At 62.6% G+C, this 18,957-nt stretch carries 18 protein-coding genes; 7 read left to right on the forward strand and 11 right to left on the reverse strand.

Annotated elements, in window-relative coordinates; all coding sequences use genetic code 11:
- Nucleotides 1-41: 41 nt before the first annotated feature.
- Nucleotides 42-875, reverse strand: a complete 834-nt coding sequence (gene glpG / locus CK627_RS04270) for a rhomboid family intramembrane serine protease GlpG (RefSeq protein ID WP_095591753.1) — start codon at nucleotides 873-875, stop codon at nucleotides 42-44.
- A complete protein-coding gene (gene glpE / locus CK627_RS04275) occupies nucleotides 872-1,195 on the reverse strand; it encodes a thiosulfate sulfurtransferase GlpE (RefSeq protein WP_005307320.1) in 324 nt (107 codons plus the stop codon). Before glpE ends, glpG begins: the two co-directional genes overlap by 4 nt.
- Before the next feature lie 168 nt (nucleotides 1,196-1,363).
- Here glpE and CK627_RS04280 point away from each other — a divergent pair, with 168 nt between their 5' ends.
- Nucleotides 1,364-1,951, forward strand: a complete 588-nt coding sequence (locus tag CK627_RS04280; RefSeq protein ID WP_254425345.1) for a LysE family translocator — start codon at nucleotides 1,364-1,366, stop codon at nucleotides 1,949-1,951.
- Here the strand turns inward: CK627_RS04280 and CK627_RS04285 are convergent.
- From CK627_RS04285 to CK627_RS04310, 6 genes are all read right to left on the reverse strand, one after another.
- Nucleotides 1,948-2,781, reverse strand: a complete 834-nt coding sequence (locus CK627_RS04285) for an AraC family transcriptional regulator (RefSeq protein WP_095591755.1) — start codon at nucleotides 2,779-2,781, stop codon at nucleotides 1,948-1,950. The genes CK627_RS04280 and CK627_RS04285 overlap by 4 nt on opposite strands.
- Before the next feature lie 79 nt (nucleotides 2,782-2,860).
- Entirely contained in the window at nucleotides 2,861-3,562 is a 702-nt protein-coding gene (locus tag CK627_RS04290) for an ABC transporter ATP-binding protein (RefSeq protein WP_005307325.1), read from the reverse strand.
- Nucleotides 3,563-3,572: 10 nt separating this feature from the next.
- Entirely contained in the window at nucleotides 3,573-4,346 is a 774-nt protein-coding gene (livG, locus tag CK627_RS04295) for a high-affinity branched-chain amino acid ABC transporter ATP-binding protein LivG (RefSeq protein WP_005307326.1), read from the reverse strand.
- A 100-nt stretch (nucleotides 4,347-4,446) separates the two neighbouring features.
- Nucleotides 4,447-5,715, reverse strand: a complete 1,269-nt coding sequence (locus CK627_RS04300; protein ID WP_010635560.1) for a high-affinity branched-chain amino acid ABC transporter permease LivM — start codon at nucleotides 5,713-5,715, stop codon at nucleotides 4,447-4,449.
- On the reverse strand, nucleotides 5,715-6,641 hold the full coding sequence (livH, locus tag CK627_RS04305) for a high-affinity branched-chain amino acid ABC transporter permease LivH (RefSeq protein ID WP_005307331.1): 927 nt from the start codon (nucleotides 6,639-6,641) through the stop codon (nucleotides 5,715-5,717). Before livH ends, CK627_RS04300 begins: the two co-directional genes overlap by 1 nt.
- A gap of 64 nt (nucleotides 6,642-6,705) precedes the next feature.
- Complete coding sequence (locus CK627_RS04310) at nucleotides 6,706-7,827, reverse strand: branched-chain amino acid ABC transporter substrate-binding protein (protein WP_167385268.1); 1,122 nt, start codon at nucleotides 7,825-7,827, stop codon at nucleotides 6,706-6,708.
- Nucleotides 7,828-8,262: 435 nt separating this feature from the next.
- Between CK627_RS04310 and CK627_RS04315 the strand changes: the two genes are divergently transcribed.
- A complete protein-coding gene (locus CK627_RS04315; protein WP_024942236.1) occupies nucleotides 8,263-9,267 on the forward strand; it encodes a substrate-binding domain-containing protein in 1,005 nt (334 codons plus the stop codon).
- Between the two features lie 69 nt (nucleotides 9,268-9,336).
- Here CK627_RS04315 and CK627_RS04320 read toward each other — a convergent pair whose 3' ends face one another.
- Nucleotides 9,337-10,656, reverse strand: a complete 1,320-nt coding sequence (locus CK627_RS04320) for a 6-phospho-alpha-glucosidase (protein ID WP_024942235.1) — start codon at nucleotides 10,654-10,656, stop codon at nucleotides 9,337-9,339.
- Between the two features lie 2 nt (nucleotides 10,657-10,658).
- Nucleotides 10,659-12,245, reverse strand: coding sequence for an alpha-glucoside-specific PTS transporter subunit IIBC (locus CK627_RS04325; RefSeq protein ID WP_095591756.1), 1,587 nt, complete (start codon nucleotides 12,243-12,245; stop codon nucleotides 10,659-10,661).
- A 284-nt stretch (nucleotides 12,246-12,529) separates the two neighbouring features.
- On the opposite strand from CK627_RS04325, the gene CK627_RS04330 reads away from it, so the two are divergent.
- The 4 genes from CK627_RS04330 (at nucleotide 12,530) to CK627_RS04345 (ending at nucleotide 16,686) form a co-directional block, all read left to right on the forward strand.
- Nucleotides 12,530-13,237, forward strand: coding sequence for a GntR family transcriptional regulator (locus tag CK627_RS04330; RefSeq protein WP_010635556.1), 708 nt, complete (start codon nucleotides 12,530-12,532; stop codon nucleotides 13,235-13,237).
- A 246-nt stretch (nucleotides 13,238-13,483) separates the two neighbouring features.
- Entirely contained in the window at nucleotides 13,484-14,701 is a 1,218-nt protein-coding gene (locus CK627_RS04335) for a 4Fe-4S binding protein (protein WP_095591757.1), read from the forward strand.
- Between the two features lie 287 nt (nucleotides 14,702-14,988).
- Nucleotides 14,989-16,209: an aromatic amino acid transporter gene (locus CK627_RS04340; RefSeq protein ID WP_005307366.1), complete on the forward strand. Its 1,221-nt coding sequence runs from the start codon at nucleotides 14,989-14,991 to the stop codon at nucleotides 16,207-16,209.
- A gap of 177 nt (nucleotides 16,210-16,386) precedes the next feature.
- Nucleotides 16,387-16,686, forward strand: coding sequence for a type II toxin-antitoxin system RelE/ParE family toxin (locus tag CK627_RS04345; RefSeq protein WP_005307369.1), 300 nt, complete (start codon nucleotides 16,387-16,389; stop codon nucleotides 16,684-16,686).
- Between the two features lie 122 nt (nucleotides 16,687-16,808).
- Here CK627_RS04345 and CK627_RS04350 read toward each other — a convergent pair whose 3' ends face one another.
- On the reverse strand, nucleotides 16,809-17,165 hold the full coding sequence (locus tag CK627_RS04350) for a CesT family type III secretion system chaperone (protein WP_095591758.1): 357 nt from the start codon (nucleotides 17,163-17,165) through the stop codon (nucleotides 16,809-16,811).
- A gap of 198 nt (nucleotides 17,166-17,363) precedes the next feature.
- Here CK627_RS04350 and CK627_RS04355 point away from each other — a divergent pair, with 198 nt between their 5' ends.
- Nucleotides 17,364-18,902, forward strand: a complete 1,539-nt coding sequence (locus CK627_RS04355) for an AexT-like T3SS ADP-ribosyltransferase toxin (RefSeq protein ID WP_095591759.1) — start codon at nucleotides 17,364-17,366, stop codon at nucleotides 18,900-18,902.
- The last annotated feature ends 55 nt before the right edge of the window (nucleotides 18,903-18,957 follow it).

Consider the following 18,957-nt stretch of genomic DNA (forward strand, 5'->3'; position numbering starts at 1 on the left):
AGATCAGCAGACGTGTTGGCTGCCGAGCCGATCGCAGCAACTCAGGCAGGCTGGTGGTGTCTGTCCAGCCAGCCCTGCAACAGGCCGACCAGCAGGCCCGCCAGGTGGGCCATGTTGGCGGTACGGGTGCCGAGCAGATCGAAGAAACCGAGTGCCAGCCAGAACAGCATGAAGCCCATCAGCGCCGGTGGCAGGGTGAGGCCGCAGGCCGGCTGCAACTTGCTGCGCAGCCAGCAGTAGCCGAGCAGGGCATAGACCACCCCGGAGAGGCCGCCAAACAGCGGGCCGCTGGCGAAAAACTCGGCCAGGTTGGGCAGAGCGGCGCCTACCAGCAGCAGGATCAGCAGCTTGCCGCTGCCGAGTCGCTGTTCGATCTGGCCCCCCAGATACCACCACCACAGCAGATTGAACACCAGGTGCAACACCGAGAAGTGGATGAAGGCCGGGGTGAAGTAGCGCCACGCCTGCCAGTCGGTGAACTGGGCCAGGGTCGGGTGAAAGGCCAGCTCGTCGAAGATCGGCAGGCCGATGGCATCGAGTCCGTAGATGGCCAGACAGGCGATGATCACCGCCAGGGTCAGCGGCCCCGCCTGATGGAGGAAGTCGGTGACCGGGTCGCTCATCCCCTTGCTGTAGTCGATGCGGGCATCGGCCCGGCCGGACTGCCAGGAGGCTTCCATGTAGCGGGGGTGGCTCGGCTCGGCCAGGAAGCGCTTCACCTCCTGCTGGGCCTGGGCGAGGCGCTGCTCGTCCGCCAGCCAGATGGTGACCCCCAACTCCGACTGGGTCAGCTCGCACGAGATGCCGAGGGTGGAGAGATAGTCCACCAGCGCCTGGGCCATGCGGGCGTTGTCGAGCACCAGCAGCTGGATCATGCGTCGCCCGCCTGGATCGGGAACTCCCTGCGCCACGCCTCGAAGCCGCCGTCCAGGCTGTAGACCTCATCGTACCCCTGTTGCAGCAGGTACTGGGCTGCGCCCTGGCTGCTGTTGCCGTGGTAGCACATCACGATCACCGGGGTGTCGAAGTCCACCTCGTTCATGAAACGCACCAGGGTGCCGTTGGTGAGGTGGAAGGCGCCGACCGCGTGGGCTGTCTCGAACGACTGGGGGTCGCGAATATCCACCAGGCGGGCTTCACCGGCGCTGAGCTTCTGGTGGGCATCATGGGCACTGATATGGGCAAACTGGTCCATTAACATGTCCTGCGAATAGGTGATTGAGGGCCAGTTTACCGCAAGCGGGGGCCGGCGCTAAGCCCGCAATGTGTCCGGTTATTGCCGTGACCGATCGCAATTTCCTTCAATACCCGGGGCGGGGCGATAGCTAGGCTGGGGCTCCTTTTACCGATACGAGCGTTATCCATGGAGACGAGTCTGCTGTTATCCATGGCCGGGTTTGCCCTGGCCATGTCCATCACCCCGGGGCCGGTCAACCTGGTCGCCCTCGGCAGCGGTGCCAGGCACGGCTTTGCGGCCAGCCTGCGCCACGTGGTCGGGGCCACCCTGGGGTTTGTCCTGCTGTTGTTGCTGATGGGATTGGGGCTGGGCGCCACCCTGTTGCAATGGCCGGCGGCGGCTGAGCTGCTGCGCTGGGGCGGGGTGATCTTCCTCGGCTGGATGGCCTGGCAATTGCTGGTGGACAGCGGCCGGGTGGAAGGGGTCGACGGGGTGGCGCCCTCCTTCTGGTACGGGGCGCTGATGCAGTGGCTCAATCCCAAGGCCTGGCTCGCCGCCAGCATGGGGATGGGGGCCTATGGCAGTGCGGGCGGGGCGGGGCAGGTGGCCCTGTTCAGCGGCCTCTACCTGGTCATCTGTCTGTGCTCCATCGCCTGCTGGGCCTATGCCGGCAGTCGCCTGCAGGGGTTGCTGCTGGTACCGCAGCGGCTGCGCTGGTTCAACCGGGCGATGGCGATGTTGCTGCTGCTCTGCGCCGCCTATCTGGTGCGTTAGCCCGGCCGGGTCAGCTGGTTGCGGTAGTGGCCCGGGGTGGCGGCCACCCGCCGTTTGAACTGGCGCTGGAAGTGGGCCTGATCGGCAAAACCGCTGGCCAGCGCCACCTCTGCCAGCGGCTCTCCCCGCCTGAGCAGGGTGCGGGCGTGGCGGATGCGCTGATCGAGCAGGTAGGCGTGGGGCGTCATGCCGTAGTGGCGGCTGAAGCTGCGCACGAAGTGGGAGGGGGTGAGCCCGGCCACCGCGCTCAATTGCGCGAGGGTGAGGGCGCTGCTGCAGTCGTCCTGCATCAGCTCGGCGGCCCGCTGCAGGTGCTGCGGCGGCCGATCGTCCCAGCTGGCCGGAGTGAGTCTGGCCAGCAGCTGACGGCTGAACTGGTGGCAGGCCACCTCGCGCGCCAGCGGCTCCGGCTCCTGCCACAGCTGCCGATGGAGCCGGCACAGCCCCTGATAGAGCAGGGGATCCCGGCTGGCGGTCATGTCGAAGGGGCGAAATTCGTGGCCCAGCCCTGCCTCCTCCTGCTGGCGCTGCAGCCAGCCGGTGTCGAGGTAGAACATCAGATAGGACCAGGGTTCATCGGCTACCGGGTTGCAGGCGTGCACCTCTTCCGGGTTCATCAGCACCAGGTGGCCGCGGCCGACCTCCTGCCGGCTGCGCTGGTTGAGGTAGTGGCTGTGGCCGCCGGTGATGGCGCCGATGGAGAAGTGGGGGTGGCTGTGCTTGTCGTAGCAGACGCGGCGACCGTCCTGTACCGCACGCGCCTCGATGAAGGGCAGGGCGGGGTCGTGCCAGAAGTGGTGGTGATCCTGTCTCTCCCTCGACCGGCTCAAGGGGTGAGCCTCCGGGTGGGAGTCTCCCCCGGCCGCGCCGGGTGGGCACGGTCGGGGGAAGTGGGGTGGCAATGCACGCTTAGCCGCCGAGATAGGCCTGGCGGACGGCCGGGTTGGCCAAGAGGGCGGCCCCCGTGTCCTGCAGCACCACGTGGCCGTTCTCCAGCACGTAGCCGCGATCGGCCAGCTTGAGCGCCTGGTTGGCGTTCTGCTCCACCAGGAAGATTGTCATGCCGTCGCGGCGCAGCTGCTCTATGGTGTCGAAGATCTGCTGGATGACGATGGGGGCCAGCCCCAGCGAGGGTTCATCCAGCAGCAGCAGGCGCGGCTTGCTCATCAGGGCGCGGCCGATGGCCAGCATCTGCTGCTCGCCGCCGGACATGGTGCCGGCGCGCTGCTCCAGTCGCTCGTGCAGCCGCGGGAACAGGGTGAAAATCTGATCCAGCAGGCCGCGCTGCTCGGCCTTGTCGACGAAGAAGGCCCCCATCAGCAGGTTCTCCTCCACGGTGAGGCGAGCGAAGATGCGGCGCCCCTCCGGCACCACGGCGATGTCCTTGCGCATGATGCGGGCGGTGGAGAGCGAGTCTATCTGCTCCCCCTCGAACCAGATGGAGCCGCTGCTGGGCTTGGGCTCGCCGCACAGGGTCATCAGCAGGGTGGTCTTGCCGGCGCCGTTGGCGCCGATCAGGGTGACGATTTCCCCCTCTTTTACCTCGACGCTGACGTCGTGCAGCGCCTGAATTTTGCCGTAGTGGGTCGATACGTTGCGAAGTTCTAACATCTTGTTTTCCTTACGACTCGCCCAGATAGGCCTTGATCACTGCCGGATTGCTGCGGATTTCATCCGGCTTGCCGTGGGCCAGCGGGGTACCCTGGTTGACCACGAAGATGCGGTTGGAGATCTCCATCACCAGCTTCATGTCGTGCTCGATCAGCAGCACCGAGACCCCGAACTCGTCCCGCAGGTTGGAGATAAGCTCGTTCAGCTCGTCGGTCTCGTGGGGGTTGAGGCCGGCGGCCGGCTCGTCCAGCATCAGCAGCTCGGGCCGGGTCGCCATGCAGCGGGCGATCTCGAGCCGGCGTTGCTGGCCATAGGCCAGGTTGCCGGCGGCGCGGTTGGCGAGATCCTTTAGCCCCACCTTCTCCAGCCAGAAGGCGGACTGCTCCAGCCCCTCCCGCTCGGCGCGGCGAAAGGCCGGGGTCTTGAACAGCCCGGCCAGAAAACCGGTGTTGAGGTGCCTGTGCTGGGCCACCAGCAGGTTTTCCACCGCCGTCATGTCCTTGAACAGCCGCACGTGCTGAAAGGTGCGCACGATTCCCTTGCGGGCGATGAGGTGGCCGGGCAGTCCCTGGATCTCCTCACCCTTGTAGCGGATGATGCCGCCGCTCGGGCGGTAGAAGCCGGTCAGGCAGTTGAAGATGGTGGTTTTGCCGGCCCCGTTGGGACCTATGATGGAGATCACCTCCCCCTTTTCCACATCCAGCTTGACCCCGTTGACGGCGAGCAGGCCGCCGAAACGCATCGACAAATCAGAGACTTCCATTAACTTCTGATGAGTACTCATTTTTTCAGCTCCCAGTCCAGGGTGGAGCAAGTCACCGCCAGCAATCCGGCCAGATAGCGCATCGACAGCTCAGAGACGTCCAACAACTTCTGATGCGTACTCATTTCTTCAACTCCAGATGCGGACGGGTCATCGGCAGCAAGCCCTGTGGCCGCCAGACCATCATGAACACCATCAAGAGGCCGAACATCAGCATGCGATACTCGTTGAACTCGCGCGCCAGCTCCGGCAGCACTGTCATCACGATGGCCGCTAGCACCACCCCAATCTGGGAGCCCATGCCGCCCAGCACCACGATGGCCAGCACGATGGCCGACTCGATGAAGACGAAGGATTCCGGGCTGATGAAGCCCTGGCGCGAGGCGAAGAAGCTGCCGGCGAAGCCCGCGAAACAGGCGCCTATGGTGAAGGCGGTCAGCTTGATGATGGTGGGGTTGAGCCCCAGCGACTTGCAGGCGATCTCGTCTTCCCGCAACGCCTCCCAGGCGCGGCCGAGCGGCATGCGCAGCAGGCGGTTGATGACGAACAGGGTCGCCACCACCAGCACCAGCGCCATCAGGTAGAGGAAGATCACCTTGTGGTTGGCGTTGTAGGCGATGCCGAAGAATTCGTGGAAGGTCTCGAAGCCGCCATCCTTGACGGTGCGGTTGAACTCCAGCCCCCCCAGGGTCGGTTTGGGAATGCCGGAGATGCCGTTCGGGCCGCCGGTCAGGCTGGTCATGTTGTTGAGCAGGATGCGGATGATCTCGCCAAAGCCCAGGGTGACGATGGCCAGGTAATCCCCCCGCAGCCGCAGCACCGGGAAGCCGAGCAAAAAGCCGAAGGTGGCCGCCATCAGGCCGGCGATGGGCAGGCACTCCCAGAAGCTGAGCCCGAAATAGCTGTTGAGCAGGGCATAGCTGTAGGCGCCGACCGCGTAGAAGCCGACGTAGCCGAGATCGAGCAGGCCGGCGAGGCCCACCACCACGTTCAGGCCCAGTCCCAGCATGATGTAAATCAGGGTGAGGGTGGCCAGATCGATGGCGCCGCGGGAGGCCATGAAGGGCCAGCTCACCGCAAACAGCAGCACCAGCACGGCGGTCAGGTTATAGAGCTTGGGCGCCTCTTCCGGGCTTGGCAGCACCAGCTTGGTGAAGCCGACCGAGAAGCCGCTGATGGAGGCCTGGAACAGGCGGCTTATCTGGCCGCGCAGCATCTGGAACCAGAACACCAGGGTGGCGCCGCCCAGCAGCCAGGCCAGCGACACGTCGAGCCGGCTCACCACCAGCAGGCGGGTGCCGTCGGTCTCCAGCTTGAAGCCGAGCAGCCAGAAGGAGAGCACCAGCAGTACCAAGCTGGCGATGCAGGCATGAATGAATTGGCGTTTCATCATACTTTCTCCACTTCCGGGCGGCCCAGGATGCCAGTGGGCATAAAGAGCAGTACGAAGATGAGCAGGGCGAACGCCATCACATCCTTGTATTCGGTGCTGAGGTAGCCGGCGGTGAGCGCCTCCACCACGCCGAGCAGCAGGCCGCCCAGCACGGCGCCGGGAATGCTGCCGATGCCGCCCAAGACCGCCGCCGTAAAGGCCTTCAAGCCGGCCATAAAGCCGAGATAGGGGTTGATGACACCGTAATACATGCCGAGCAGCACGCCGGCGACGGCGGCCAGGGTGGCCCCCAGCACGAAGGTGATGGAGATGACCACGTGGGTGTCTATCCCCAGCAGGTTGGCCATCTTGATGTCTTCCGAGCAGGCGCGGCAGGCGCGGCCCATGCGGGAGCGGCCGATGAACTGGGTCAGCGCCAGCATGGTGATGAAGGTCACCACGAAGATGATGAGCTGCATCCAAGAGAGGCTGGCCTGGAAGCCGTCGGCCTCACCCAGGGTCCAGCCGCCGGAGATCAGGGTGGGCATGGCGATGTCGCGCGAGCCCTGGGCCATCCGCATCATGTTCTGCAGGAAGATCGACATGCCGATGGCGGAGATGAGGGGGATCAGCCGGTTGCCGCCCCGCAGCGGGCGATAGGCGACCCGCTCTATGGTCCAGCCATAGCTGCCGGTGATGATGATGCTGACCAGGAAGGCGCCCCCCAGCAGCAGAAAGGTGCTGTCGATGCCCATCATCATGAGCCCCGCCATCACCATGAAAGCGACATAGGAGCCGATCATGTAGACCTCGCCGTGGGCGAAGTTGATCATGCCGATGATGCCATAGACCATGGTGTAGCCGATGGCGATCAACGCATAGGTGCTGCCTATGGTTAACCCGTTCAGCAACTGCTGAACCAGGTAAAGGAAGTGTTCGGACATACTGCGTTCCCTGTACTTGCCCGCAAAGAAAGGAGGGGTGACTCACGTCACCCCGACCGGCAGATTACTTGAGTTGGGTAGAGGTACCGTCGGCGTGCCACTGGAACACACCGAATTCAAACCCTTTCAGGTCGCCGTTGGGAGCCCAGCTGAGGGGGCCCATCACGGTATCGACCGGCGCGGCCTTGATGGCGGCGGCAACGGCAGCCGGGTCATCCTCACCCGCCTTGGCGATACCGGCAGCCAGGGTTTGCACCGCGGCATAGGTGGTCCACACGAACGGACCGGAGGAGTCCTGACCCTTGGCCTTGAACGCGGCAACCAGCGGGGCGTTGGCCGGCACCAGGTCGTACTTGTTCGGCAGGGTGACCAGCAGGCCTTCGGAAGCCGGGCCGCCGATGGCGGAGATGTCCTTGTTACCCACCCCTTCCGGACCCATGAACTTGGCCTTGAGGCCCTTCTCGCCGGCCTGACGCAGGATCAGACCCAGCTCCGGGTGGTAGCCGCCGTAGTAGACGAAATCGACGTTCTCTTTCTGCAGCTTGGCGATCAGGGCGGAGAAGTCCTTGTCGCCGGCGGTGATGCCTTCAAACGCCACCACCTTGACGCCGGCCTTGTCCAGCGCCGCTTTCACGCTGGAGGCGATGCCTTCTCCGTACTGTTTCTTGTCGTGGATGACGGCCACGCGCTGGGGTTTGATCTGCTCGATGATGTATTTGGCGGCAGTCGGACCCTGGTCGCTGTCCAGGCCGATGGTACGCAGTACCAGCTGATAGCCGCGCTCGGTGATCTTGGGGTTGGTGGAGGCCGGGGTGACCATCAGCACGCCTTCATCTTCATAGATGTCGGAGGCGGGCAGGGTGTTGTCGGAGCAGAGATGGCCGACCACGAACTTGACGCCGTCGTTGATCACCTTGTTGGCGACCGCCACGGCCTGTTTCGGGTCACAGGCATCGTCATAGATGACGGCTTCGATCTGCTTGCCCTTGATGCCGCCGGCCTTGTTGATCTGCTCGACCGCCATCTTGCCGCCGGTGAACTGCATGTCGCCGTACTGGGCGACCGGGCCAGTGACCGGACCGGCGATGCCGATCTTGATGGTATCCGCCGCGTGGACCAGTGAGACCGATCCGAACAGGGCCATAGAAACCGCTGCCCTGACTGCCATTTTGCTCAACTTATTCATCGATTCGTCCCTTAATCAGTGGATTGTTTCATTTTCCGTGTGCCATTCCGAACCGTGATCCCGCCAGTCCGGCAATAGGTATGGTTCTATCATTCCTCGCTGGGCAATAACAAGCTGTTAAAGATACTAACCAGAGAGGGGGTAATAGTGCTTTTTTGAAACAAATATCTAATTATAGTTATCTATTTAGAAGTTGATGCTGATGATGGCAATTAACATCTTCTCAACAAGGCGCACTTTCGATAAATGATAGATGAAAAAACTGACGATATTTTACTCTGACGCTGCTCCCATTTTGACCAAAATCCGTTTGCGCAAATAGAAATGACCACCTAGATTAGCCAGCATTGACAATTCATTGGCAGCACTCGTTAAAACCAAGCCTTTATTCGGGAAATCTGCTAATGTTCCGCCTTTGATCTTCAGGAGACAGAGATGGCCACTATCAAGGATGTCGCCTCCCGCGCAGGCGTATCCATCTCCACCGTCTCACATGTACTCAATCACACCCGTCGGGTCAGCGAAGACGCAACCCAAAAAGTGCTTGAGGCGGTGGCAGAACTCAACTACGCGCCCAACTCGGTAGCGCGCAGCCTCAAGATAAACTCGACCAAGACCATCGGCATGCTGGTGACCACCAGTGCCAACCCCTTCTTTGCGGAAGTGGTGCAGGGGGTGGAGGCGTACTGCTTCGAGCAGGGCTACAGCCTGATCCTCTGCAACACCGAGAACCAGCCGCCCCGTCAGCAGCACTACCTGCGCATGTTGATGGAGAAGCGGGTCGACGGTCTGCTGGTGTTGGGAACCGACATCGATACCCCGCTGCGCGACATGCTTCGCATCCACAAGAACGTGCCGCAAGTGGTGCTGGACTGGGGTACCGAGTGCGATTTTGCCAACGTCATCAATGACAACGCCCGCATCGGGGCACGCCTGGCCGTGCGTCATTTGCTGGAGCAGGGTCACCGCGACATCGTCTGCATCACGGGTCAGCTGGCCAAGCCGACCACCCAGCAGCGGCTGGACGGGGTGCGCGATGCCCTGGCCGAGCAGGGTCTGACCCTGAAAGACGAGCAGATCTTCGAAGGGGATTACGAGAGCCAGAGCGGCTTCGATGCCATGCAGCGGATCCTGGCCCTCAAGCCGCGGCCGACCGCGGTGTTCGCCTTCGACGATCCCATGGCCATCGGCGCCATCTGCGCCGCCTGGGAAGCCGGGGTCAAGGTGCCGGACGATATCTCCATGATCGGTTATGACGACGTGGAGATGGCGCGCTTCTCCAGCCCGCCGCTCACCACCATCCGCCACCCCAAGGCCGAGCTCGGCCTGCTGGCGGTGCAGCAGCTGGTGAGCCGGATCCGCAACAAGGAGCTGGAGGTCGAGTCGATGACGGTGCAGCCCGAGCTGATCGTCCGCCGCTCGGTCAAGTCCCTGCGCTGATCGCGCCACGGCAGAGCCAGCAACAAGAAAACCCCCTCGCCAGCGAGGGGGTTTTTGTTTGGCCCGCGTTTATTGCAGCGGCGGCCAGTACTCCTGGTTGGCGGCGATCAGGTCGTCCAGGATGGCTTTGGCCACCGAGGCGCTCGGCACCGTCTTGGAGAGGGTGATCGCCTGCCACAGCTTCTGATAGGAGCGTTCGATCCACGCCTCCACCACCAGCTTCTCGACGGCCACCTGCTGGCCCATCATGCCCTGCTGGAACAGCGGGATGTTGCCCACCTGAAGCGGTTCAGGGCCGCTGCTGCCCACCAGGCAGGGGATCTCGACCATGGCCTCCGGGTCGAAGTTGGGGATGGCGCCCCGGTTCGGCACGATCAGCAGCATCCGCTCCTGGGTGTTGAAGGCGATGGCGGTGGCCAGATCCACTATGTAGGAGGCATGCTCGTCGATCTCCAGCTCGCCGGCCGCCGCGTTGCCGGCTGCCACGATGGCGCGGCAGGCGCTGAACACCTGCTTCTCGCGGTGCTCCATCACCTCGTTGGCGCGGGTGTGCTCCGGATTGGAGTGGGCCACCACATAGTCCGGGTAGAGGTAGTACTTCAGATAGGTGTTGGGCAGGGTGTCCGGATCAAGGGCCCACACGTCCCTGGCCTTGGCGAAGGTGTCGTTCCAGCTGGCCTCGGCGTGGCCGGCCTGCTTGGGCACATAGCCGTGCTTGGCCACGTGGGCCTTGATGGCCGGCATCAGGTCGTTGCCCGCCAGGTCCTCGATGCGGGTCCACCAGCCGAAGTGGTTGAGGCCGTAGTAGCGTACCCGCATCTCCTTGCGTGACGGCAGGCCGGCGATCTGGGCCATCCGTCCCTCGATGCCGATGGGCATGTCGCAGATGTTGAGGATCCTGGCGTGGGGACGCAGGCGACGGGTCGCCTCGGCCACGATGGCGGCCGGGTTGGAGTAGTTCAGCATCCAGGCATCCGGCGAGTACTGCTCCATGTAGTCGACCAGCTCCAGCACGCCGCCGATGGAGCGCATGCCGTAGGCAATGCCGCCTGGGCCGCAGGTCTCCTGGCCGACCACGCCATGGCGCAGCGGGATCTTCTCGTCCAGCTCGCGCATGGGGTACTTGCCGACCCGGATGTGGGCCATCACGAAGTCCACCCCGCTGAAGGCCGCCTTGGGGTCGGTGCCATAGCTGAAGGCGATGTCCGGGGCTCTCTCTTTGAGCAGGACGCGGCAGGCCTCGGCGATCACCTCCTGGCGGGCACCATCGTTGTCGTAGAACTTGATCTCGTGCAGCGGGAAGCGGTGCTGGTTCTCCAGCAGCATGAGAACGATGCCCGGGGTAAAGGTGCTGCCACCGCCGGCAATGACGACAGAGAATTTTTTCATGATCATGACTCCGTTACGAAAGAAGAGGAGGAGGGGGTGTTCATCAGGCTCTCCATGTTTTCCCTCAGCTGGGGTACATGCAGACCGATAATGATCTGGATGCTGTCACCGTGGCGGACCACGCCGTGGGCACCCAATTGTTTGAAAGCATCATCTGGTGCCACCAGGCCTGCATCGCGCAGCGATATGCGCAGCCGAGTGGCACAGTTGTTCAGGCTGTTGATATTTTCCGCGCCACCGAGCGCCACCAGAATATGGCCGGCAATATCATGGCCACGCTGTTTTTTGGCGGCCTGATAATCGGCCTTGGAATAAAGTCTTATTTCACTTTCATCCCGCCCAGGGGTTTTCAAATTGAATTTCAGAATGAGCGTGCGGAATATCAGGAACCAGATCCCGGTAAAGGTCAGGCCGATGGCAATCTGGGTAAACATCATGCCGGCGTGATTGTGGAACATGGGGATCCAGTTCTGCGGCAGGAACTGGTCGAGCAGACCGCCGCCCATGTTGCCGACGACCCCGAACAGGTACATCACGGTCGCCATGGTGGCAGCCAGCAGGGCATGGATGGCGAACAGCAGGGGCGAGATGAAGAGGAAGGTGAACTCGAGCGGCTCGGTGATCCCCACCAGCATGGCGGTCAGGGTGGCCGGGATCAGCAGGCCGGCCACCTTGGCCTTGTTCTCCCTGGCGGCGGTGGCGTAGATGGCGAGTGCAATCCCCATGGCCCCGAAGATCTTGGCGTTGCCGTGCAGGGCGAAGCCGCCCTGGGGGAACAGCTCGATCAGCGGCCGGGTGCTCTGGCTGAACTCCAGCATGTGCTGGGCCCAGTAGAGCTGGATGCCGCCTTCCACCGCGGCCGGGCCGAAGATGAAGGGGCCGTAGATGAAGTGGTGCAGGCCGGTCGGGATCAGGATCCGCTCAAGGAAGGTGTAAACCCAGACGCCGAGCGGGCCGGAGACCAGCATGAACTCCTGCAGGGAGGCGATGCCCATCTGCACCTTGGGCCAGCCCAGCAGGGTCAGCCAGGCGCAGGGGATCATCACGAAGAAGGCGACTATGGTGACGAACGAGCTGCCCTGGAAGATGCCGAGAAAGACCGGCAACTGTCGGTCGAACAGCCGGTTGTGCAGAGCGGTGACGATGCCGGAGATGGCGATGGCACCTATGATGCTGGTGTCCAGGGTCTTGATGCCGGCCACCATGGCCAGCCCGCTCTCGCCACCCACCGCCTGGTTGAAGTCGACCCCGAAATAGTCGCCCCAGGTCATCCCCATGGCATTGATGAAGTAGTTCCAGGTCATGAAGCTGACCAGCACGGAGAGGCAGGCGCGGGCCTGAGCCTTGTTTGCCAGCCCGATCGGCAGGCCGATGGCAAATATCAGCGGCATATTTCGAAATACCGTCCAGCCACCCTCTTCAATAATATGAACTATTTGAAAAAACAGTCCCTGAGGATTGGCCAGCGTTTCTCCCACGAACATGGGATTTTTCAGCATGATTGCAATGCCTACCACCATACCTGCGAATGGAAACAGTAATACAGGCGTAAACATTGCCCCGCCAAAACGTTGAATTTGACTGAGCATATAGCGTCCCTTTTTATTAGAGAATTGTCTGACTGCTGTTGTCGTGTTGCTGAATTGAACCTAACAACAAGCGATCAGGCCCTCATGAAATATGTGGTGGTTATGTGATCCGGCGCATGCTCTTATTTAGACAAAGAGATCTAAATTTTGCGATATTGTTGTACGTCTTGTTTTTGTGACGTTTTTATCGGGTTATTTGAATTTAAAATTGTTTATTTTCAGCTGGTTGAAATAAAGGCGATCAAATGGGTCGCCACCCCGGCTGGGTAAAGAGAGGTCTAGCAGTGATCTACAAATCGGTGGCGGATCGATTACGTATCCGGGTCAACGGGGCGGATTGCCGGGTGGGGGATGTGCTGCCGAGCGAGAAAACCCTGGCGAGTCAGTTCGGGGTATCGCGGATGACGGTGCGCAAGGCGGTGGACATGCTGATCGAGTGGGGGCTGGTGGAGCGGCGCCACGGCAGCGGCACCTACGTGACCAAGAAGGACGTGCAGCACGAGACCAAGGGGTTGAGCGGTTTCACCGAGTTGATGCGTGAACAGGGCCGCAGCCTGACCAGCGAGGTGCTGGAGTTTCGCACCATGCCGGCCCCGCCCGCCATCGCCAGCCAGCTCAGGATCAAGGTGAACGAGCCGGTCTACTTCTCCAACCGGGTGCGCTCGGTGGATGGCCGGGCCCTGCTGGTGGAGGAGAGCTACATGCCGGTGAGGCTGTTTCGTACCCTCTCGGTGGCCCATCTGGAGGGATCCAAGTTCGCCTACATCGAGAACGAGTGCCAGCTCCCCATCGCCGGCAACTACGAGAGCTTCAGCGCCGTGCTGGCCGACCGGCGCATGGCCGAGCTGCTGCACATCGAGCAGGGGGCGCCCATCCTGCGACTCACTTCGCTCTCATACGGTGAGAACGGCGAGTTTCTCAACTACTCCATCATGTTCCGCAATGCCAACGACTATCACGTCGACTACCACCTGCGCCGCGCCCGCGGTTAGCCTGCCCCCCATCTTGCTGTGTATGCAAACCCCCTCGCCAGCGAGGGGGTTTTTGTTTGATGGGTCTGGGGTTGGCACATCAGTTCGAGTCGGACCTGCCGTTGTTCAACAGCCGCAAGGCATAGGGTTCAACCATGGGGAGGGGCATTGGGCGCAAATGTCCCCCTCTGCCCATGCAGATCAAAATAATCAATTCAGATGTCCGTTATCCTTGCCGCCAGTGGTGGATGAGGCAGTGAGGGAAACATGAGCGTGATCGAAGCCGTGACCATGGTCGCCGGCTTGGCCTATCTGGTGCTGCTGGCGTGGCAGGCGCGATCGGGCTGGCAGTGGCGTCTTGCCCTCGGCCTGCTGCTCATGCTCTGGTTGCTGGCGGCTGACAGCCTGCTCTGGCTCGGCGTCGGGTTGGTGGCCGGTGCGCTTGCCCTCTGGCACCAGCGGCGGCCGCTGCCCTCCCTCGAGGCGCTCGACAGCCAGTGGCTGCGAGCGCGCACGCGCCAGCTGCTGTTGCTCTGCTGGGGGCTGGTGACGCTGCAGTACGGCCTGCATGTCTGGCAGCTGGGGCAGGGGATGAGCCCCTGGCTGGTGCGCCCTGACGTGGTGGACGGTTTCCTGCCCATCGCCGGCGGGCTCGGGCTGCGGGCCTGGCTCGGGCAGGGGCTGGTGGATCCGCACCATCCGGCGGCCACCGTCACCGTGCTGGTGCTCTCGCTGTCGGCTCTGCTGCTGGGGCGGGCGTTCTGTGCCTGGTTCTGCCCGCTCGGGCTGGTGGGGGAGTGGCTGCACGGCCTGCGCAGTCGCCTGTTGCCGGGGGAGTGGACGCCGCCGGGCTGGCTCGATGTCGTGCTGCGCTGCCAGAAGTTTCTGGTGCTCGCGTTCCTGCTGTTTATCGTGCTGATCGCGGTGCCAAGCGCCGCCCTGCCCGGCTACTTCACCAGCCCCTACCATCAGGCGGCGGACATGAAGATGGGGGCCTTCTTCTTCAACCTGGCCCTGATCTCGGGCCTCTGCCTTGGCTGGGTGCTGCTGCTCACCGCCACCTTCCGGCAAGGGTTTTGCCGCTACCTCTGCCCCTATGGCGCCTGGCTCGCCCTGCTCGGCCTGCTGACCCCACTGCGCATCCGCCGCGACCCGGCCCGCTGCCTGCGAAGCCAGGGCCACGACTGCGACAAGTGCAGCCGGGCCTGCCCGTCGCGCATCCAGGTACACCAGCTGATCGCGATGCGCAGCCTCGAGTGCACCAGCTGCCTGAGTTGCGTGGCCGCCTGCCCCAAGCGGGCCGATGCGCTGCACTTGGGCACGCGGGGGCGCCGGCTCAGCCCTCCACGTTTGCTGGGGCTGCTCTGTCTGTTGCTGCTGGTGTTGCCACTGCTTTGTTATGGCCTGCTGGGGATCTGGGTCAGCCAGACGCCGCTCGAGGTGCGGGCCCAGCTGCTGCAACTGCTGCCGCAGCTGACCCATTGAATACCGACACGCCGGTCAAAGGCGGTCTGCCCAAAGGGGCCGGGCTGCCTGAAAATGCACCCAAATTTGATACCTGAGGGGGAGCAGGGTAAAGTCCCTTCCCCGACATGGCGGCTCTGCAGCCGTGCCGGACCGGCAGTCAGCCCTGAGCGCACCTCGCTTCCCCTTCGAAGCAGCCAGCGCCGGGCGCCGGCACCTAGATGAGCGCGATCTACCATGACAACCGGCGTAGCAAATGCAACGGTCCGCGGTCGCGATCAGATCCACAATCGTCTTTGGAGAAGTAAATGGGACAGAAACCATCGTTGGTAGGCGGGGCATGCATCATTGCCGGCGTCTGTGTCGGGGCTGGCATGCTGGGTTTGCCGAGTGCGGGGGCGGGTGCCTGGACCCTCTGGTCGGTACTGGCCATCACCCTGACCATGATAGTGATGACAGTATCCGGCTGGATGCTGCTGGAGTCCTATCAGGGTTATCCGCTGCGCGTGTCGTTCGACACCGTCACCCGTGAGCTGCTGGGGGAGAAGGTCAACGCCTTCAACAACCTCACTGTCTATTTCGTCGGCGGCATCCTGCTCTACGCCTACATCACCTCGGCCGGCCTCATCATAGACGGCATGACCGGCATCGGCAGCCAGTGGGCTTCCATCCTGTTTACCCTGGGCTTCTCCGGCCTGGTGTGGCACTCCACCCGGGCGGTGGATCGCATCTCCGTGGTGCTGGTCATCGCCATGGGGTTGAGCTTCGTGTTCGGCATCTCGGGGCTGTCCATCAACATCAAGCCGACCCTGCTGTTCGACACCCTGAGCCAGCACGCCAGCTATGCCCCCTATGCGCTGGCCATGCTGCCGGTGGCGCTCACCTCGTTCGGCTATCACCACTCTGTCTCTTCCATGCGCGCCTACTACGGTGAAGAGCGCCGTGCCCGCTACGCCATCCTCGGCGGCACCGCCATCGCGCTGCTGTTCTACCTCATCTGGCTGGTGAGCGTGTTCGGCAACCTGCCGCGCAGCGAGTTCGGGCCCGTGGTGGCGCAGGGCGGCAACGTCGACGTGCTGCTCAAGGCGCTGGCTTCGGTGATTGAATCCGAGGCGGTCGCCAGCGCCCTCAACGCCTTCTCCATGGCCGCCATCCTCTCCTCCTTCATCGGAGTGGGGCTGGGGGTGTTCGACTATCTGGCGGATCTGTTCAAGTTCGACAACAGCCGCCAGGGCCGCGCCAAGTCGTGGGCCGCCACCTTCCTGCCGCCGCTGCTGCTCTCCCTGCTGTTCCCGTTCGGCTTCCTGATGGCCATCGGCTACGCGGGCGCCGTGGCCACCCTGTGGACCTGTATCATCCCGGCCCTGCTGGCCTGGAAGGTGCGCGCCGGCAAGCAGGAGGGCAAGGACGAGGGTTTCCGCGCACCGGGCGGCATGCCGATGATCGTCGGCGTCTTCCTGTTCGGGGTGCTGACCGCCGCCTTCCACCTGCTCAACATGGCGGGCCTGCTGCCGGTCTATACCGGCTGAAGGGGCTGAATCCCTCCGGTCTGCTGCGGCAGGCTGCGACAAAAAACGGCGCCTGATGGCGCCGTTTTGCATGCCAGATTGTGACTCAGACAGACAGGTTGGGGTTGGGCGGGCTGGCCGGCTGGCTGGTGTGCACTATAGTTTGGTTCTTTTTGGAGCCAAAAATAGGAGCTGTCTATGGCATGGACTATCGATGATTCCCAACCTCGCATCCTCTACAACAAGGACAAGCACGTAGCCGTGACGGCGTCGGCCATGAGCAAGTACCACGAGTGGCGACGGGAGATAGTGCGAGGCACGGACCCCAAGAATGCCGCCGACAAGGTGGGCGACATGCACTACGAACAACTGGGCGGCAAGCATAAGGGGATCTACACGATCCGCCTCAGTCAGGAGCACAGGGTCGCCTTTACCATCAACAGCACCCTGCAGCAGGTCAGCGTAATCAGCATTGGTGGCCATTTTCCGCCGGGCTGAGTGGTCTGGTTGAGTGCAAAAAGGCGCCTGATGGCGCCTTTTTTATTGGCTTTCAGCCGCCGCACAGCCGGGCTGTGGGTGGCGTGGTCAGCAGTGGGTCGTGCGGCATTGCTGTGGGAGAGTCAGATCTGGCCAATCTCGCGGGCGGCATGTACCAACTGCTCCAGCTGATGATGGATCTGGCCGCGATCGAGTTGTTGTAGTGGCTGACGACTCCAGAGTACCGGGGTCAGGCTATCCGGATCGAATGCCAGAACCGGTTTGCAAGGGTCCTGGCTAAACAGGTTCTGGGCTGCGGCTTGTGCGCTGGTGGCGGCTTCCAGGCGGGTAAACATCAGCAGGTAGTTGGCCGGGTGTTCGGTCAGGTGGTAGGTATGCTCGCCGATCTGCAGGCTGGTGACGCTATCTTCCTGTGCTGGCATGGGGAGAGAGAGGGAAAGAAACAGCTGATGGAGGGCTGCGTGATAAAGAGGGTTCATCGAGGGCTCCAAGTTGGTGATGGGGCAATTAGAGCAGCTCACCGGTGACGACACTGTTAATGGTGGCTCTGTTTTTTTAGCTTTCCGGCTGGCGGGGTGGTGTGCCGCGTTCAGTGCAAAAATCCCGACCACTCGCGATAGTCCGCACCCACTGCCTCTCCTAGACTGGCCACGACACATCACGAGAAGATAAACGCCATGCAGATTCAAACACATACCAGCGGCTTGCAGGCCGTCGCCCAGCACAATGACGCTACAGCGGAGGTTGGCCGACTGGGCCAGTTGGAGGCTCGTCAGGTTGCTACCAGTCAGGATGCCCTTCAGCTGGGCAACCGCAGTGAACCGCAAAAAGGACAGGGGCTGCTGTCCCGTTTGGGGGCCCAGTTGGCCCGTCCGTTTGTGGCGCTGAAAGAGTGGATCGGCAATCTGCTGGGGGCCCGTACCGAAGCGCCCGCCCACTCTGCCCCACCGGCAGACAGCCTCTCCCTGGCCGATCAAAAGCGTCTGCTGCTGCAAAAGGCATTGCCCTTTACCCTGGGCGGCCTCGATAAGGCGAACGAACTCAATAACATAGATGCACAGCAGTTGGGGCAGGAACATGCCCGGCTGGCGACCGGCAATGGCGCTCTGCGCTCGCTGGCAACCTCACTGAACGGGATCAAGGATGGCTCCATGCGGCAGGAGAGCCAAACCTTGGCGGCCGGGTTGCTTGAACGTCCCATCGCCGGCATCCCGCTCCAGCAATGGGGGACTGTGGGTGGCAAGGTGACGGAGTTGATCGCCAACGCGACTCCGGAGCAGTTACAAGAGGCAATGAGCCAGCTGCACGCAGTGATGGCGGAAGTGGCCGACCTGCAACGCGCGGTCAAGGCCGAGGTTGCCGGTGAACCATTGCCAGCTGCCACCAGTGCCGAGGTTGTGGCGGCCCCACATGGTGAGGTCAAGCCTGCCGCCCGTGAAACCGTCGCCATGGCGCGCCAGACCGAGGTCACCGGTTACAAGCAGGCGCTGGAGCTCATCAGCTACCAGGCCAGCTATCTGCTGCGGGATCAGACTTCGACCGAGGTTACCCTGAGCAGTGATGATCTCAATGCCTTACACCAGCACATTGCCGATGGCTCCATCAATGGCTCCCATATGGCCAAGCTGCAAACCCGAGGTGATCTGCAGATCCTGCGTACATTGGCGCTCTCTCTTGCGAGCGGCAGCGATGCCAATGGTGCTTCTCTGGGCAATGCACTCGACAGTCTTGCCTCGGCGCGTCCCAACCAGCGGTTGGTGCTGGGCGGTCTGATGCAGTTTGCAGGTCAGACCGACCAGGCATGGGCAGACCAGACCGCCGGCAAGCCGGAAGATCGACTCGATGCAGGGGCGCGACTGCGCTTTGACACCGGTCACATGAAGGCTGAACTGGCCCGCCTTGATGACAGTGCGGCTCGGCAGGTACTGCAACAGCTGGAGAGGGATTTTGGTGATCGAGCCAAGGCTGTCTGTGATTTCGCGGTGGCACAGGTCTCTACCTTTGCCGACAGCGAGAGCAGCCCGGAAGCCGTATTGGTCTCCCGCTTGACCCGTATGGGCAATCTGGTGGGCAGTCTGACCGACGAACTCAAGGCACGCCTTCAGCTGCCCGAGTCAGCACGCGGTGAGCCGACCATGATCGACTCCGTCAGCCAGCTGACTCCGCTGGAGCTGGCGGCTCTGGCCCATATCGGTGTCGGGGCCGACTATCTGTAACAAGCTTGCTCGTTACCCGTAAGGCAAGAGTCATGGCGTTAAAACGGACACCTTC

This window comes from Aeromonas dhakensis, assembly GCF_002285935.1.
Lineage (GTDB): Bacteria > Pseudomonadota > Gammaproteobacteria > Enterobacterales > Aeromonadaceae > Aeromonas > Aeromonas dhakensis.